Below are 16327 nucleotides of genomic sequence, written 5' to 3'. Positions count from 1 at the left end.
GTCGGGGTCACTCCGCCGGAGTGCCCTCCCCGCCGTTGCTCCCACGGCCGCGCCGGGCCGCGTCACTGGCCCAGTTCATCGCCCGGCCGGCGGCCGAACCGGCGAGGTCGGCGGCCCCGCCCCCGACCTTGCGGACCAGGCCGACCAGCGGATCCTGGGAGGTGGCGAAGTCCTCGCGGTACGCCTTGGCGGCGGCCTTCACATCCTCGGTGACCGAGGCACTCCGGTCGTCGTCCCGGCGCGGGTAGTCCCCGGCGAGAACCTGCGCATATGCACCGGAGTCGACCCACTTGCGTAGTTCCGCCGCCCGCGCAACGGGCACCGGATGCGTGCTCCACGCGGTCAGCCCGATCTTGTGGATGCTGTCCCGCAGGTCGCCGCCGCTCTCATACTCCGCGGCCTGCTCGAGGAACGCGGCCGTGTCGATCTGCGACAGATCGCCGCCACCAGCCAGTTTCATCAGCAGCCGCAGCGACGCCGCCGGGTCCTGGCCGGCCAGCAGGCCCGCCCGGTCGGCCGACAACTCCGCCTTGCGCCACCACTCCAGCATCGCCGCGATGATCCCGCGCAGGGCGATCGCGCCCACCGGCAGCCAGCTCAGGTTGGCCGCCCAGTTCGTCAGAATCATCATGATCGTCTTGTAGACGGCGTGACCGCTGCGCACATGGCCCAGCTCGTGCCCGAGCAGCGCACGCAGCTCGTCGTCGTCGAGACGCTCCACCGCGCCCGTGCTGATCACGATGAACGGCCGTTCCAGGCCGATCGCCTGACCGGTGATCCGCGGCTCCTGCGTCACGAACAGCTCGGGCAACTCGGCCACGTCGAGCGTGGCGGCCGCCTCGGTGAAACGCTGGAAGACCCGGGGGTACTGCCGGTGGTCGACCCGGATCGAACCGGCCAGGTAGCTCAGCCGGAACCCGCGCTCGTTCCACATGCCGAAGAACGTCTTCACCACGTCGTCGAACCCGCGCAGCTCCCGCAGGGCGGTCAGCGCGCCCCGGTCGGCCGGGTGCTCCCAGGCCCGGGAACTGATCCCGGTCAGCGTGACCCGGCGGCGTACCGGCCGCTCGGCCCCGTCAGTCGTCCCGTCGGTCGTCATCGCACCCACCCCATCCCGCACCAGCCGCTTTCTCCGCAGCCAACGTACGCCGGTGAGGCAACCGCCGTCGCGGCCCGCGACCCGGAGGAACCCCTGAAAACGCCCTCAGGGAGCACCCGGAGGGACGAACGGCAGACCCGCCGGCGCGCCCTTCTCGATCAGCCGTCGCAATGCCCCGGTGTCCAGGTGTTCGGCGACGAGATCACCGAGCACGTCCAGGGCCCGCTCGCGGATCGCGGCGTACCGGGTGTCCGGGGCGACCGTGAACCCCGGCCGGCCGGCCTGCTCGGCGGCCCGGGTCAGGAACCGGCGCCGGAAGTCGTCGGACTCGAACGCGCCGTGCCAGTGGGTGCCGTACACCGCCCCGGACACGGCGCCCTCCGGCCGACCGTCGGCGTAGGTCAGGAACGGCTCGGGGACGCCCGCGGACGCGTACCCGTGATGGATCTCGTAACCGGACACCGCCTCGCCCAGACCGCTCCCGGCCGCGCGCGCGAGGGTCTTGCGGGCCGCAAAGGTGATCTCCACCGGCAGCAGGCCCAGGCCGGGCACCGTGCCGTCGCCGCTCTCCACGTCGTCGTGGATCCGCTCGGCCAGCATCTGGAACCCGCCGCAGATGCCGACCAGCGGCTTGCCCGCCGCGACGTGCGCGCGGACCGCGTCGGCCAGACCCGTCTCACGCAGCCAGGCCAGGTCGGAGACGGTCGCCTTGGACCCGGGGATCACCACCAGATCGGCGTCGGCCACGTCCCCCGGTTCGACGGTCAGCAGCACCCGCACACCCGGTTCGGCGGCGAGCGCCTCAGCGTCGGTGGCGTTCGAGATCCGGGGCAGGCGGATCACCGCGACACGCAGCCAGGCGGTGCCCCGCGGCCCTTCCGGGCGCCCGAGCGTCCTCCCGTACGCGAGAGAGTCCTCCGCATCGAGCCAGACATCCGGATGGAACGGCAGCACACCGTGCACCGGCCGCCCGGTCGCGGCGTGGATCATGTCGAGCCCCGGCGCGAGCAGCCCCAGGTCGCCCCGGAACTTGTTGATCACAAAACCGGAGACCAGCGCCTGGTCCTCCGGCGACAGCAGCGCCAGCGTGCCGAAGAACGCCGCGAACACGCCACCCCGGTCGATGTCGCCGACCACCAGGGTGGGCAGCCCGAACCGGCGGGCCAGGCCCATGTTGACGAAGTCGCCGTCCCGCAGGTTGATCTCGGTGGGGCTGCCGGCGCCCTCACAGATCACCACGTCGTAGTCGTCCCGCAAACTCTCGAACGCCGCGTGGGCCGTCTCGGCGAGCCGCGGGCGCAACGCGCGGTAGTTGCCCGCGGTCACCGTGTCGACCACCTCGCCGAGCAGCACGACCTGGCTCGACCGGTCACTGCCCGGCTTCAGCAGCACCGGGTTGAACCGCAGGTCGGGCTCGACACCGCAGGCCGCGGCCTGCATCGCCTGTGCCCGGCCGATCTCGCCGCCACGGTTCGCCGCATCCAGGACGACAACCGAATTGTTGGACATGTTCTGCGCCTTGAACGGCGCCACCCGGACACCCTCGCGATGCAGCCAGCGGCAGATCCCGGCGGTCAGGACACTCTTGCCGGCGTCCGACGTGGTGCCGGCGACCAGCAGGCCCCCGGTCACCGGCGGATCGCCCCGCGCAGCACCGCCACGCCGGCGGCCAGGACCGCGGCGGACGCCCCGACCACACCGGACACCCGGGCCGCCCGGCGCAGGTGCACCGCCCGCGGCTTCGGTCCGTCGCCCAGGAACGGGCGGGTCTCACTGCGTCCGAAATAGATGTTGCGGCCGCCGAGGCGTACCCCCAGGGCGCCGGCCATCGCCGACTCGCACTGCCCCGCGTTCGGCGACGGGTGGTCGTTGCGGTCCCGCCGCCACACCCGGAGCACCTCCCACGGCTTACCGCCGGCCACCGGCGCGGCCACCATGGTCAACACCCCGGTCAGCCGGGACGGCACCAGGTTGAGCAGGTCGTCCAGCCGGGCCGACGGGGTGCCGAACCGCGCGTACCGCGGCGACCGGTGCCCGACCATCGCGTCGAGAGTGTTGGCCGCCCGGTAACCCAGCAACCCGGCCGGGCCGGCGAGCGCACCCCAGAACAGCGGCGCCACGACCGCGTCCGAGGTGTTCTCGGCCACCGACTCCACCGTGGCCCGGGCCAGCTCCGGCTCGTCGAGCGCCGACGGATCCCGGCCGCACAGATGGCTGAGCCGGCCCCGGGCCGACGCCAGATCACCGGCCTCCAGATGCCGGGCCATGATCCGTGACTCGCGCCGCAGGGTCCGGCCGCCGAGCACCGTCCAGGTGGCAGCCGCGGTCACCGCGAACCGGGCCACCGGCACGTCGCGGGTGACCCGGGAGGCGGCCAGGCCCGCCAGCACCGGCACGCCCACCGCCACCGCGGTGAACGCCGCCCCCGCCACCCGGTTCGGCCGGTAGACCCGGCGTTCCAGAGCGGCGGCGGCGGTCCCGAAACCGGCGACCGGGTGCAGACGCCGGGGATCACCGAGCGCGGCGTCCAACAGGTAGCCCGCGAGCAGGCCGGCCGCGTCCGCGGTCCACCGTTGTGGCACGGAATTCCCTTCCACGAGTGACGGGTCAGCGCCCGAACGGCGTCAGATCGAACGCCCAGACCGCCAGCACCGACGGTTCGGCGTCGTCGTCCTCCGGGTACGGCACCGGCTCCAGTTGACCCCACTGGATCGAGCCGGGGGCCCGGTCCTCGAGGAATTCGGTGACGATGGCGAGCAGATCGCCGGTCACCTGGTAGGTGGTGGGGAACGGCAGATCGCTCGGTTTACGGGTGCCGGCCGAACAGCGCAGCTGCCCGGCGACGGCGTCGTGCCAGACGAAGAAGGTGGCGGTGCCCCGATGGCCGCAACCGGCCACCTGCTCACGGAGCACGGCCGCGGTCTCCTCGAACGCGGTCACCACCTCGTCGGCCGACAGTCCCATGCGCTCGTGCGGAGGAGCGCCGAACCAGTTGGTGTTGGCGTCCTCGGCAGCTTGATCCTCCGGCGAGAGCACCACCGTCTCGGTCACGATGGCGCGGATGTCCTTCAGCAGCACGCGTTCAGTCTGCCCGGTTCCGGCGACCAGAGCCCCATCGGGCCACTCCGCCTCGCGGGCGGATGCACCGGCACGATCGGCTCGTTCCGCCTCAGGTGGCCCGGCCGGGAACCCCCGCGTGACCCATACGCAGGGGTTCTGCCCTCCGGCCGGGCCACCGGGCGCCACACGCGCCGAAAGATTCCGCAGGGGACGGATTCCTCCGGGCGGCGGCTATCCGGTGATGTCTCAGGCCGGCACGGGCTCACGCCGATCGCTCTGCGGGACCTCCCCGACCGCCCCGGCGTGCGGGGCCCCTCCGATCGCGGCGGCACGCGTGCCCTCGTCGACAGCGCCCGCACGCGGGGCCTCGTCGACAGCGCCGACATGCGGGGCCTCGTCGACAGCGCCGGCGGTCAGGCCGGCCACCACCTCGAGGAAACTCGGCTCGCCCTCGCCGGGCACCCGGTCCGGCATGCCGTCGCCGAACGCGACCGGCTGTTCCGCCTCGTCGACCGCGGTGGACGGCTCGCCACGCACCATCGTGTCGGTCTCCGGCTCCTCGGCGGTGGCGGCCCCCGCCCGGTTGCGGAAGAACCGCCCCCGGCCGCGACCCAGATCGTGGCCGATGGAGAAGGCCTCCACCTCGTAGGAGACCCGGTTCCGGTTGTCGTCGTCGACCCAGTCGCGGGTGTAGATCCGCCCGTACACGATGACCGGGTCGCCGATCGCGATCGAGGACGCGACGCCCTCCGCGAGCCGGCGCCACGCGGTGACCCGGACCCGCATGCTGTTGCCGTCGACCCAGCGGCCGGTCTCCCGATCGAACCGGCGGGCGGTGGACGCCACCCGGAAATGGGTGACAAGCTGGTTGGACGTGCTGGTGCGCCGCCATTCGGGCGTGGTCAGCACGTTGCCCACGATGGCGATGTTGGTCTCGAACACGGTTCGTCCCCTCGGACGCGTCGGATGCGGTCGAGAGCCGAGACTGCCGGTTCCGGGCCGGAGGCGGATTCCTTCCTGTGTACGGGCAACGACTGTGGACAACCGCACCGATCTTGGGCGGTTTGCTATGCCCCGCGGCCCCTACCGGTGGGTAGCCTTGATCGTGTGGAGACCGACGTCCTGGGCCCGCCATACGAGCGGCACACCATCGAACTGGGCAACGACGACGAGGGCCCGGTCGTGGCGACCCTGGTACGCCGCCGGGCGGCGACCCCGGCCCGCCGAGCCGTACTGCACGTGCACGGGTTCGTCGACTACTTCTTCCAAACCCACATGGCCGACTTCTTCGTCGAACGCGGCTGGGACTTCTACGCCCTCGACCTGCGAAAATACGGCCGGAGTCTGCTGCCCCACCAGACGCCGAACTTCGCCCGCAGCATGTCCGACTACTTCCCGGAACTCGACGAGGCGGCCCGCATCATCCGCCAGGACGACGGCCACGACCAGCTGCTCGTCGGCGCCCACTCCACCGGCGGACTGATCACCTCACTGTGGGCGCACTCCCGCCAGGGCCGGGGACTCGTCGACGGACTGTTCCTGAACAGCCCCTTCTTCGACTTCAACATGCCGTGGCTGATGCGGCGCCCGCTGATGTCCGCCGTCCTCGCGGTGACCGGGCGCTCCCCGTACCGCAGAATGCCGGTCTCCTCCCTCGGCCTGTACGGCAAGAGCCTGCACCACGAACATGACGGAGAATGGACCTACGACCTGGCCTGGAAGCCGATCCAGGGCTTCCCGGTGACGATGGGCTGGCTGGACGCCATCCGCAACGGCCAGCGCCGCCTCCGCGCCGGCCTGTCCATCGACGCGCCGATCCTGGTCGCCGCCTCCACCCGCACGTTCCGCGGCCGCGCCTGGCACGAGGACGTCCGCATCACCGACGCGGTCCTCGACGTCGACCACATCGTGCGCTGGGCCCCCGGCCTCGGCCCACGCGTGACGATCGCCCGCTTCGACGGCGGCATGCACGATCTGACCCTCTCGGGCAAAGAGGTCCGCGCCGAGGTCTTCCGCGAACTGGCCCGCTGGGTCGACGCCTTCCTGCCCGCGCCGGGCTCCCCCGAGGTCCCGGTACCCACGGCGCCGGAGGACCGAGCCGAGGTCACGACCGCCCTGGAGGCAGCCGAAGCGGCCGTCGAGACGGGCGCGGCAGACAAGGCGGACGACAGATCCAGCACGACCGCCTAGTATGTGCAGGCCAGCGCTCGTAGCTCAGCGGATAGAGCAACGGACTTCTAATCCGTCGGTCGCAGGTTCGAATCCTGCCGGGCGCGCAACAATCCCCTGATCAAGGGCCTTCTCTCTCGTCGCACACGAGGTCCGTCGCGGACCGATGTGAATGTTCTTGGATGAACGCACACCCACGCGAACGGGAGGACGGGGAGCGGATTGAGCTGTTTCGTCGCCCTCGTTCGTGACCGGTTCGCCCGGTGTCCCGTTGATAGGCTCGTCACATGACCGAGCCCGGACTCGCCTACCACTGGAGCCCGGGCGAGTTCCTGCGTGCCTTCGAGGCCGGCGCCTTCGACCATCGGGTGGAACTCGTCGAGGGAGAGATCTGGCCCGTGGTGATCGGTTCCTGGCATGGCGACGCGGTGGGGCAGCTCCTCGCCTCGCTCCCCCGGTCCGGGGTGCGGCCGACCACGTCGACGCTTCCGACCGGTGACTCGCTGCCCGACCCGGACTGCTGGGTGCGGCCGGCGTCGGCGGTTCCGGTCGGCACGGTCGGCGCCCGGTTGTCCCGCTGGGCCCCGGAGGATGTCCTGCTGGTCGTCTAGGTCGCCGACGAGACGCTGCTCCACGATCTGAACGTCAAGACCCGGCTCTACGGTTCCGCCGGATACCCGGTCTACTGGGTCGTCACCCGTGAGCAGATCTTCGAGCACACCGAGCCGATCGCCACCGGTTACCGCCGCCGCGTCGAATACCGTCCGGGCGACCGCATTCCGGTCACCTACGCCGGCATCGACGTCCTCGTCGACGACCTGCTGCCCACACCCTGACCGTCGACTCTGCTTCGTGCCCTGTGGGAATTCCACAAGATCTGCCGAAAGCTGAGGATTCCATGCGTTACTTTCTCCTCGTCTTCGATCGGGGCCGTGGCGTGATCCTGCACGAGGAAGAGTTAGCGGACAGCTCCAGCTCGTTGCAGGCCCGGTTCCGGATCGAGCGTGAGAAGCGGTTCACCGGTGACATCGAAGTGATCGTTCTCGGCGCCTCGTCGCGGGAGGTGCTGCAGCAGACGCATGCCCGCTACTTTCAGACCGTCGGCCAGCTGATCCACTCGGCCGCCCGGTTGCTCCGCGAGCAGGCCGCCTGACCGTCAGGTCGTCCGGGTCAGCAGCATGCCGCCCACCATCAGCAGTGCCCACGCGCCGAGCAGCCACCATTTCGCCTGCCAGGAGAACGATCGCCGGCTGACGTACACCGCAGCCCCGCAACCCGCCGCTGCGCTCATGATCGTGGGCGGGCTGCTCGGGTGGGTCCGGTACCTGATCGAGCAGCACGAGTTGAGCGGCATGACAACCAGCCCGGCCGTCGCTCACGGTTCGTCCACGCGCCGAAAACGACCCCGGACGACGGCCGGGTAGCCCCGAGCCGTCGCTGACGGCTGATTCCCGTCTCCCGGACAGCCGTGAGCGACGGCTCGACCGATCGAGCCGTCAACCACGGTTCACCGACGCGCCGAAAGCAACCGCTGACGACGGCTGACGACGGCTGACGACTCCGCAATGCCACACGATTCGAGTTGATCATGAGACCGACCAAGATCACCGAGTGACACCTCCGAACGCCACACATGGACACCGTGCAGCACTCACCGCCGACACCGGCCACTACCAGGATCGAAGCGGGCTGTGTGGCGTGGAAGACGGTTCGGCCCTGTCGGGTCGGGTCCTGCCTGATGGGGGTCGGCACCGATGCCCGGGGTTGAGGATCTCCACTATCTTGACCTGCATGATCGCGGTTCTGGTGTTCGGAGTGGCCGCTCTCGGTGTGACGCTGGGAGTGGTGATCGGGTTCACGCTCGGCCGGACGCGGAGCCGGGAGGCGCTGCGGCTCGCCCGCTACGACGACGCCGTCCGGCTGGCCGCTGATCTCGTCAACACCCCCGACGCCCTTGACCTGCGCGATCGTGCGCAGCAGATCCTGGCGCACCACAACAAAGCTCAGGAGTTCTGATCACGTTGTTCGTCTTCGGCATTCTTCTCGCCGTCGTCGCCCTCATCGCCCTGGTCGCCGCGGTGACCGGCAAGGGCGCTACCTTCCGCCGACAGGCCTGGGGCACGTTCGCCGTGTCGGCCTTCGTGGCGATCGCCGTCGTGGTGACGGCCAGCATCACCGTCGTGCCGACCCGCAACGTCGGCATCGTGACCGCCTGGAACAAGCCGACCGGCCGGACCACCGGCGCCGGCCTGCAGTGGACGCTGCCGTGGCAGGACATCGACGAGTGGGACGCGTCCGGTCAGACGTACTCGCATCTCGGCGAGGACTGTGTGTGGGTGACGATCGCGGCGCAGCGGCGGGCCTGCATCCCGGTGCAGATCGAGTGGTCGGCGCAGGCGGAGAAGGCGCCGGAGAACTGGGCCGCCTACCGTGAGGTGGATGGGAAGTCCCGGTTCGAGGTGTTCACCGAGCGCCGGGTGAACCCGCAGATCAACGGCTCGATGACGTCGATCTTCGCGTCGTTCGACCCGCTGGGGGCGGTGGATCCGACCAGTGGGGACGCGCCGGCGCCGGATCTGAACAAGACCTACAAGGATCTGCTGGTGCAGGCGCTCACCACCGAGCTCGGTGACGAGATCGAGGTCAAGTCGGTGGCGTTCGAGTCGCCGCGTTACGACGAGCCGACGACGCAGGCCATCGCCGCCTACGGCCAGAAGATCCTCGAGGCCCGCAACCTGGAGATCGACAAGGCGAACGCGAAGACCCGCGCGGAGATCACCCGGACCGATGCGAGTGTCGACCAGGTGGCCCGTTGTCTGCAGATCGCGGAGAAGCTGGGCAAGGAGCCCGGCCTCTGCATGGGCAACGGTGTCTCGCTCACCCGCCCGGTAGAAACCACAAACTAAGGTCAAAAGCTCCATATTGTACGAGCTACCCGTTCCATCACTGGCTCCCTCGGCGGCCTTCTGCCCACTCCGGGCCGTTGCGCCGCCGCCGGGCCCTGGCGTGACTCCAGGGCCCGGACTGCTCGCCGAGCGCTCCGTCGCGTACCCGGTGAAGGGATCTCAGGCAGCGGAAAGCGCCTCGGTCGGCGCCGAGCGCGCCGCCCGCACCGCCGGATAGAGGCCCGCCGCCGCACCGATCACCAGGGTCGCGGCTGGACCACCGGCCAGCGCCCACAGTGGCACCACCGCCGGCCAGCCCTGCGTGCCGGCATGAACGGCGGTCACCGCGGCCCCGCCGAGCACCCCGCTCAGACCACCGAGCAGCGACAGCAGCAGCGACTCGGTGACGAACTGGGTCCGGATCTGGCCCCGGGTCGCCCCCAGTGACCGGCGCAGTCCGATCTCGGCGCGGCGTTCCAGCACCGAGATGACCATGGTGTTCGCGACGCCGATCCCACCCACCAGCAGTGCCACCGCGCCCAGTCCGAGCAGCAGCGCGGTGAACGCCCGATCGGTCGCCCGTTGCGCGGCGAGCGCGTCGGACGGCCGGGACACCTGCACCTCGTCGGGGCTCTCCGGGTTGGCGGTGGCCGCCAGCACCGCCCGGACCGCCTCCACCTTCGCCGGCACCGCCCTGGTGTAGACCGTGGTGGGGTGCCCGTCGAAGTCCAGGTAGGACTCGGCCGCCGGCCAGCCGACGAGGACCGCCGAGTTCAGTTCGGGCGCCAGCGGCACCTTCTCGAGCACCCCCGCGACGGTGTAGGCGCGACCGTCGATCCAGATCGTCGGCACGTCCCCCAGACGCTGGGCGGCCGTCGCGCCGAGCACCACCACCGGGTAGTCGTCGGTGGCCGCGTTGAGCCAGCTGCCGTGGGCCAGACCGGCGCCGACCGTCTCCAGCAGGTCCAGCCGGGCGGCAAGCAGCGCCAGCCCGCCGGTCTCGCCTTCCGGGATCCGGTCGTTGCGGTACACCCGGGTGCCGACCGATCCGGTCGCGGTGGCCGAGGTGACCGGCCCGATCCGCTCGATCATGGTGAGGGCCTCGTCCGGCAGGGTGGCGTCCCCGCCGAACATGGTGTCGCCGGGCGCGACGGTCAGCATGTTCGTGCCCAGCGCGTCGAGGGCCCGGTCGAGTTCGGCCCGGCTGGACGAGGAGATGCCGACGACGGCGGTCATCGCGGCGATGCCGATCGCGATGCCGAGGGCGGACAGGAACGCCCGCAGCGGCCGGGCGCGCAGGCCGACGCCGCCGAGCCGCAGTTGGTCGGAGACGCGCAGACGGGCCGGGCGCAGCGTCATCTCAGATCACCCGCCCGTCGAGCATCACGACCTGCCGGGGCAGTGTCCCGGCGATCTCGTGGTCGTGGGTGATCACCAGGACCGTGGTGCCGGCCGCGTTGAGTTCCCGCAGCAGGTCGACCACGCCGGCACCGGCGTGCGAGTCGAGGTTGCCGGTCGGTTCGTCGGCGAGCAGCACCGCCGGGTCGCCGGCGACGGCCCGGGCCACGGCGACCCGCTGCCGTTCACCGCCGGAGAGCTGGTGCGGCCGGTGGGCGAGCCGGTCGGCGAGTCCGACCCGGATCAGCGCGGCCTTCGCGCGCCGCTCCCGTTCCTTGCGGGGTACGCCGGTGTAGAGCAGACCGTCGGCGACGTTGGCGACGGCGTCCCGCCCGGGTGCCAGGTGGAACTGCTGGAACACGAATCCGATCCGGCCGGCCCGCAGCGCGGACAGTCGCCGGTCGGAGAGGGCGGCGACGTCGTGGCCGTCGATGTGGACGGTGCCCGCCGACGGCCGGTCCAGGGTGCCGATCAGGTGCAGCATGGTCGACTTGCCGGAGCCGGACGGCCCGACGATGGCGATCAGCTCGCCGTGCTCGACGGTCAGGTCGACGTCACGGACCGCGGTCACCCCGCCCGGGTAGGACTTGGTGACGCCGGCCAGGGCGATCACCGGCCCGGTCACGACGGCACCCCGACCTTGGTGCCCTCGCTGAGGCCGTCGCCGCGGATCTCCACCCGGCCGCCGGCGAACAGTCCGGTCTCCACCGCCACGGTCCGGGTGCCGGTGGCGTCGGTGACCTGCACGCCGTACCCGCCCTCGGCGAGCGCGAGCAGCGCGGTGACCGGCACGGTCAGCACGTCCTCCCGCTGGGAGGCGGTGAACGAGACCGTCACCGAGCTCTCGTCCGGCCCGGTGGGCTTTCCGTCGATCGTGATGGTCAGGTCGAGGACGGTGGTGTCGTCCTCGTTCGGGTCGTCCGCGGTCTCGACGCTGGTCGCCACGTCGGTGATCCGCCCGGTCGTCGCGGTCGAGCCGGCCGGGGTCAGGCCGACCTTCGCGCCTTTGCGGGCCAGGCGCTGGTCGTCCATCTCGAGGGTGACCACGGCCAGCCGGCGGACTCCGGTCAGCTGCAGGATCTCGGCGCCGTCCGGCACCCGGGCACCGGGGGTCGCGGTGGCGGAGGCGACCCGGACCGCCCCGGTGCGGTAGACGACCCGGCCCAGCTCGACCGTGCCGGTCTCGGCCAGCCCCCGATCGTCCTGCCAGTCCTCGACGGCCTCGGCGGTCGCCCAGGTGTACTCGTCGTCGACGGTGAACCCGCGGTAGCCCAGCGCCCACAGGTTCTTCTCGAACTGCTTCACGTCGGCGCCCTCGACTCCCGGCCGCAACGCCCGGTACGCGGGCAGCGCCCCGTAGAACAGCAGCACCGGGTCGTCGTCGATCCGGTACAGCGGTCTGCCCCGGGTGATCGTGGACCCGTTGGCCGGCAGCCAGGTGACCGTGCCGGCCAGGTCGGTGGCGAGCGCGACCGGGTCGCCGTACCCGAGGGAGCCGTCGTGATCCTCGGTGTCGACCAGGGTCTCCCGGCGGACGTCCGCCGTGGCCGCCGGGGTGGTTCCGGCCGCCTGGGCGCCGGTGTCCTCCTCGGGCAGGCCGGCCGCGAACACCGCTGCCGCCGCGGCCGATGCCGTCACCACGGCGGTCGCCGCCACGGTGGCCTTCCGGCGGCTCATCCCTGCTCCTGGTTCTGCCGGCCGCCCTGGGGGAGGAATGCCGAACAGGCCTTCTCGGCTTTGTCGAAGATCGGATCGCCGGGGCCGGTGCCGAGTTCGCCGCCGTCGAGTTCCAGGCTGCCGTCGGCGTTCGGGTCGGGGAAGTTCGGCACCCCGTTCTCCCGCATGCACGCGGCCATCTGCCGGACCTTCTCCAGGTCCTCGGCGTTCGGCTTCCGGACGCCGTCCCGGGTGGGTGCGTACTGGCGGCACGCCTCCTCGGCGGCCTGCATGTCCTGGCGGCTGACCCCGTTCGGCACGGTGAGCATCGTCCCGCCGTCCGGGTTCGGGTCGGGGAACCAGGTCATCCCGTTCTCCCGCATGCACCTGGCGTAGGCGAGCGGCGCGTCCGGGTCCGTGCTCGTCGTCGCGGACGGTGTCACCGTGCCGCCCGGTCCGGTGCTCTGCGCGGTGGCCACGTCCGGGCTCTCCGCGGCGCCCTGGGCGCAGCCACCGGTCAGGGCAGCGAGCAGCAGCCCCGCCACCAGCGCCTGTCTGGTCCTCATCGTCGTCTCCTTCACGTCGCTGCGGTCCCCAGCAGTGAAGGCGGGACGGCGTCTCCCGGGCGTCACGGAGAACGGTGACGCCGTGGTGACATCGGAACCCGCCACTATGGAGGCATGCGGATCCTGGTGGTGGAGGACGAGCCGCTGCTCGCGGACGCGGTGGCGCAGGGTCTCCGGAAGGAGGCCCACGCCGTCGACGTGGTCTACGACGGCGGCTCCGCCCTGGAACGGATCGACGTCGTCGACTACGACGTGGTGGTCCTGGACCGGGACGTGCCGGTGGTGCACGGCGACAGGGTGTGCCGGGTGCTCGCCGAACGCAGGGCGGACGTCCGGGTGCTGATGCTGACCGCGGCCGCCGGGATCGACGACCGGGTGTCCGGGCTGGCCCTGGGCGCCGACGACTACCTGCCCAAGCCGTTCGCGTTCCGGGAGTTGTCGGCCCGGGTGTCGGCGCTGGGGCGGCGGGCCCGGCCGGCCGCCCCGCCGGTGCTGCGGCGGGGCGGGATCAGCCTCGATCCGTACCGGCGGGAGGTGCACCGCGACGGACGGTACGTCCCGCTGTCCCGCAAGGAGTTCGCGGTGCTGGCCGAACTGCTGCGGGCCGACGGCGTCGCGGTGTCCGCCGAGACGCTGCTGGAGAAGGCGTGGGACGAGAACGCCGACCCGTTCACCCACACCGTGCGGATGGCGATCCTCAAGTTGCGCCGCAAGCTCGGCGAACCGGCGGTGGTGCTGACCGAACCGGGCGTGGGGTACCGGATCCGATGAGACTCTCCGTCCGCGCCCGCCTCACCCTGGTCTACGGCGGCCTGTTCGTGGTCGCCGGGATGGTGCTGCTGGGTGTGCTCTACGCCCTGCTCAGCAATCAGAAGCCCGGTTCCGCCGCCACCATGGTCCAGGGGTCCGACCCGGCGCCGCCCGGTGGGGACGTGCTGTTCCGGACCATCGTCGAGGACACCCAGGCGACCACCTTGAGCACCCTGCTGCAACAGGGTGGCGTCGCGCTGCTGGTGGTCAGCGCGACGACGATCGCGCTGGGCTGGCTGATCGCCGGCCGGCTGGTGCAGCCGCTGCACCAGATCACCGCGACCGCCCGGCGGATCGCCGAGGCACCGGCCGCCGACCGCGGGCTGCACGAGCGGATCGCCCTGACCGGACCGAACGACGAGGTCAAACAGCTCGCCGACACGTTCGACCTGATGCTGGCCCGGCTGGACCAGTCGTTCGACGGGCAGCGCCGGTTCATCGCCAGCGCGTCGCACGAGTTGCGGACGCCGCTGACCCTGAACCGGACCCTGCTGGAGGTGGCGCTCGCCGAGGAGGGTGCCTCCCCGGAGGTCCGTCAGCTCGGCTCGACGTTGCTGGCCATCAACGACCGGCACGGGCGGCTGATCGACGGCCTGCTCCTGCTGGCCCGCTCCGACCGGGAGGTGACCGACCGGTCGTACGTGGATCTCGCCGACATCGTCGACCACGTCGCGGTGTCGGACACCGTGAAGGTGCTCGCCGACCCCGGCGAGGCGGCCGTCCTGGGCGATCCGGTGCTGCTGGAACGCCTCGTGCAGAACCTGGTGGAGAACGGCGTACGCCACAACGTCGCCGACCGGGGCTGGGTGCGGGTCACCACGCGGACCCGTCCGGACGGCTGGGTGGAGTTGGCGGTCGCGAACTCCGGGCCGGTCGTCCCCCGGTACGAGGTCCCCGGCCTGTTCGAGCCGTTCCACCGGTACGGCCGGGAGCGCCTGGTCTCCCCCGGCGCCGGTCTGGGTCTGTCCATCGTCCGGGCGGTGGCTCGCGCGCACGGCGGTGACGTCCGTGCCGACGCCCGGGACGAGGGTGGCCTGATCGTCACGGTGTTGTTACCGCGCGCCCCCTGATGCACAGGCCCGACTCTATGTAGAGTTCCGACATGGCCCGTCCTCGCATGACGACACCCGTCCTCAAGGTGGCCGCCGCGATGCTCGCCGACATCGACAGCGAGCACTACGGCGTCCAGTTGATGCGCGACACCGGCCTGCCCAGCGGCACCCTCTATCCGGTCCTCGTGCGCCTCGAGCGGGCCGGCTGGGTGCAGTCCCGCTGGGAGCAGATCGACCCGGTCCTCGAGGGGCGGCCGGCCCGGCGCTACTACGTCCTCACCGCCGAGGGCGCGGCGGAGGCCCGGCTGGAGGTCGCCGCGTTCCAGCAGCAGATGACCCGGGCGGCCGGGCAGCCGTTTCCGCAGGCCGGCACCGCATGACCGGCCCGTCACCCGTCGAGCGCACCGCATGACCGGCCCGTCGCCTGTCGAGCGCACCGCATGACCGGCCCGTCGCCCGTCGAGCGCCTGGCGGCCGGCCTGCTCGCCCGGGCGGCACGGCGCTGGCCCGACGATCTCGCCGAGGTGATGCTCGAGTCCTGGATCGCCGAGCTGGCCACCATGCGCGGCACGCCGGGGCGGATGCTCCGTTTCGCCGGCAGCATCCTGGTCGCCCCGCCGGTCGAGGAGGAGGGCGCCGACCCGGTCACCTGGGGTTCCCGCGCCTCGTCCGCCGCCCGCACCGGCACCGCCGCCCTGCTGACCGTGCTGGTCGCCGCGACCCTGTTCAACGGCGTGCACCTGGCGTTGCACCACGGTGGCCCGCTGCTGTCCGCGGCCGGTGAGACCGTGCTCGTGATCGCGCTCCTCACCGTCTCCGCGCTGCTCATGGCGGGTGCGGCGGCCCGCTGGGCACCGCGTCGCCGGGTCCGGGCGACCCTGGCGACCGGCGTCGCGGCGTATGCGTTCCTGCTGGCCGGCAACGAGGTGGCCGTGATGCCGTTCATGGGGTGGCCGGACATCGCCCCGGCCGTCGTCACCTGGACCGCGATCGCCGCCCTGACCACGGTCGCCGCCGGCCGGCTGGCCCGCACCGGACGGCACCGCCTGGCGGGCGCCGTCGCGGTTCTCGGCGGCCTGCTGTCGGTGGTCGCCGGGACCGCCGCGGGCGCCCTGCACGCCGCCGCGGTGCTGGGCATCCCGGCTGTGACCGCTCCGGCCTGGCTTCCCCTGGCCCTGCTTCCCGGCGCCGCCGCCCGGCCCGGCTTCGACGTGCTGCCGGCCAACGCCGCCGCGATGGCCGGCCCGCTGCTGCTCTGCACCGTCTTCCTGACCACGGCCACCGTCCGCGCCGTGCGGTCCGCCGGCTCCGCACGCCCGGTCGCCTCCCGCCGCGCCGGCGCCACGGCACGCGTCCCGCACCGGATCGACCCGGTGATCCGCCGTGCGGACCCGGCGATCATGGCCGGTGCGATCACCGCCGGTGTCGTGCTCCTGCTGGCGGATCTGCTGCCCCGTCTCAGTCCCGCCGCCGAGCACACCGCGTCGCGCCTCGCCGACAACTCCGCCGTCTTCGGCTTCGGGTTCCTCGCCAGCCCGGCCGCCCGGATCGCTCTGGCCTTCGCGCTCGCCCTGCTGGCCGCCCACCACGCCACCCGGCCGTCCCCGGCCTCCTGACACCGTTCGGCCGTCC

19 protein-coding genes and 1 tRNA gene are annotated in these 16327 nt (G+C 72.0%); 10 read left to right on the top strand and 10 right to left on the bottom strand.

Annotation, left to right across the window (positions count from 1 at the left end; genetic code table 11):
• Positions 1 to 7: 7 nt before the first annotated feature.
• The 5 genes from QSK32_RS08780 to QSK32_RS08760 form a co-directional block, all read right to left on the bottom strand.
• Positions 8 to 1099, bottom strand: a complete 1092-nt coding sequence (locus tag QSK32_RS08780) for a M48 family metallopeptidase (protein WP_045745215.1) — start codon at positions 1097 to 1099, stop codon at positions 8 to 10.
• A 105-nt stretch (positions 1100 to 1204) separates the two neighbouring features.
• Positions 1205 to 2731 (bottom strand): cobyric acid synthase, encoded by a 1527-nt coding sequence (locus tag QSK32_RS08775; RefSeq protein WP_285471612.1) that lies wholly within the window; start codon positions 2729 to 2731, stop codon positions 1205 to 1207.
• Entirely contained in the window at positions 2728 to 3681 is a 954-nt protein-coding gene (locus QSK32_RS08770; protein WP_285471611.1) for a cobalamin biosynthesis protein, read from the bottom strand. Before QSK32_RS08770 ends, QSK32_RS08775 begins: the two co-directional genes overlap by 4 nt.
• A 25-nt stretch (positions 3682 to 3706) precedes the next feature.
• Positions 3707 to 4177, bottom strand: a complete 471-nt coding sequence (locus QSK32_RS08765; protein ID WP_045745187.1) for a hypothetical protein — start codon at positions 4175 to 4177, stop codon at positions 3707 to 3709.
• 228 nt (positions 4178 to 4405) lie between these two features.
• Positions 4406 to 5101, bottom strand: a complete 696-nt coding sequence (locus QSK32_RS08760) for a single-stranded DNA-binding protein (protein WP_285471610.1) — start codon at positions 5099 to 5101, stop codon at positions 4406 to 4408.
• A 165-nt stretch (positions 5102 to 5266) separates the two neighbouring features.
• On the opposite strand from QSK32_RS08760, the gene QSK32_RS08755 reads away from it, so the two are divergent.
• The 4 genes from QSK32_RS08755 (at position 5267) to QSK32_RS08740 (ending at position 7481) form a co-directional block, all read left to right on the top strand.
• Positions 5267 to 6349, top strand: coding sequence for an alpha/beta hydrolase (locus tag QSK32_RS08755; protein ID WP_045745188.1), 1083 nt, complete (start codon positions 5267 to 5269; stop codon positions 6347 to 6349).
• 13 nt (positions 6350 to 6362) lie between these two features.
• Positions 6363 to 6435, top strand: a tRNA-Arg gene (locus tag QSK32_RS08750).
• Between the two features lie 180 nt (positions 6436 to 6615).
• Positions 6616 to 6939 carry a hypothetical protein gene (locus QSK32_RS08745; RefSeq protein ID WP_285471609.1) on the top strand — a complete coding sequence of 108 codons (324 nt, stop codon included), beginning with the start codon at positions 6616 to 6618 and terminating at the stop codon, positions 6937 to 6939.
• A gap of 287 nt (positions 6940 to 7226) precedes the next feature.
• Positions 7227 to 7481: a hypothetical protein gene (locus tag QSK32_RS08740; protein WP_285471608.1), complete on the top strand. Its 255-nt coding sequence runs from the start codon at positions 7227 to 7229 to the stop codon at positions 7479 to 7481.
• A 3-nt stretch (positions 7482 to 7484) separates the two neighbouring features.
• On the opposite strand, the gene QSK32_RS08735 is transcribed toward QSK32_RS08740, so the two are convergent.
• Positions 7485 to 7682, bottom strand: a complete 198-nt coding sequence (locus QSK32_RS08735; protein WP_285471607.1) for a hypothetical protein — start codon at positions 7680 to 7682, stop codon at positions 7485 to 7487.
• 437 nt (positions 7683 to 8119) lie between these two features.
• Here QSK32_RS08735 and QSK32_RS08730 point away from each other — a divergent pair, with 437 nt between their 5' ends.
• A complete protein-coding gene (locus tag QSK32_RS08730; protein WP_045745192.1) occupies positions 8120 to 8344 on the top strand; it encodes a hypothetical protein in 225 nt (74 codons plus the stop codon).
• A 5-nt stretch (positions 8345 to 8349) separates the two neighbouring features.
• Entirely contained in the window at positions 8350 to 9234 is an 885-nt protein-coding gene (locus tag QSK32_RS08725; RefSeq protein ID WP_052720875.1) for an SPFH domain-containing protein, read from the top strand.
• 159 nt (positions 9235 to 9393) lie between these two features.
• Here the strand turns inward: QSK32_RS08725 and QSK32_RS08720 are convergent, their stop codons facing one another.
• Genes QSK32_RS08720 through QSK32_RS08705 form a run of 4 tightly spaced genes read right to left on the bottom strand, consistent with a single transcriptional unit; the run spans position 9394 to position 12833 of the window.
• The gene (locus QSK32_RS08720; protein ID WP_285471606.1) at positions 9394 to 10572 is read right to left on the bottom strand and encodes an ABC transporter permease; all 1179 of its coding nucleotides are present in this window, start codon (positions 10570 to 10572) and stop codon (positions 9394 to 9396) included.
• Between the two features lies 1 nt (position 10573).
• Positions 10574 to 11224, bottom strand: a complete 651-nt coding sequence (locus QSK32_RS08715) for an ABC transporter ATP-binding protein (RefSeq protein WP_211275474.1) — start codon at positions 11222 to 11224, stop codon at positions 10574 to 10576.
• 8 nt (positions 11225 to 11232) lie between these two features.
• Positions 11233 to 12288: a peptidoglycan-binding protein gene (locus tag QSK32_RS08710; RefSeq protein WP_285471605.1), complete on the bottom strand. Its 1056-nt coding sequence runs from the start codon at positions 12286 to 12288 to the stop codon at positions 11233 to 11235.
• Entirely contained in the window at positions 12285 to 12833 is a 549-nt protein-coding gene (locus tag QSK32_RS08705; protein ID WP_045745217.1) for a hypothetical protein, read from the bottom strand. The genes QSK32_RS08710 and QSK32_RS08705 overlap by 4 nt, the downstream gene beginning before the upstream one ends.
• Positions 12834 to 12947: 114 nt before the next feature.
• On the opposite strand from QSK32_RS08705, the gene QSK32_RS08700 reads away from it, so the two are divergent.
• From QSK32_RS08700 to QSK32_RS08685, 4 genes are read left to right on the top strand one after another with little or no spacing between them, the layout of a single operon-like run.
• Entirely contained in the window at positions 12948 to 13604 is a 657-nt protein-coding gene (locus QSK32_RS08700) for a response regulator transcription factor (protein WP_285471604.1), read from the top strand.
• Entirely contained in the window at positions 13601 to 14713 is a 1113-nt protein-coding gene (locus QSK32_RS08695; protein ID WP_285471603.1) for a sensor histidine kinase, read from the top strand. The genes QSK32_RS08700 and QSK32_RS08695 overlap by 4 nt, the downstream gene beginning before the upstream one ends.
• Before the next feature lie 32 nt (positions 14714 to 14745).
• Entirely contained in the window at positions 14746 to 15075 is a 330-nt protein-coding gene (locus QSK32_RS08690; RefSeq protein ID WP_045745198.1) for a PadR family transcriptional regulator, read from the top strand.
• Between the two features lie 60 nt (positions 15076 to 15135).
• A complete protein-coding gene (locus tag QSK32_RS08685; protein ID WP_285471602.1) occupies positions 15136 to 16311 on the top strand; it encodes a hypothetical protein in 1176 nt (391 codons plus the stop codon).
• The last annotated feature ends 16 nt before the right edge of the window (positions 16312 to 16327 follow it).

This window comes from Actinoplanes sp. NBRC 101535 (assembly GCF_030269225.1).
GTDB classification, from domain to species: Bacteria; Actinomycetota; Actinomycetes; order Mycobacteriales; family Micromonosporaceae; genus Actinoplanes; species Actinoplanes rectilineatus.
This window is presented reverse-complemented; position numbering and strand designations above follow the sequence as displayed.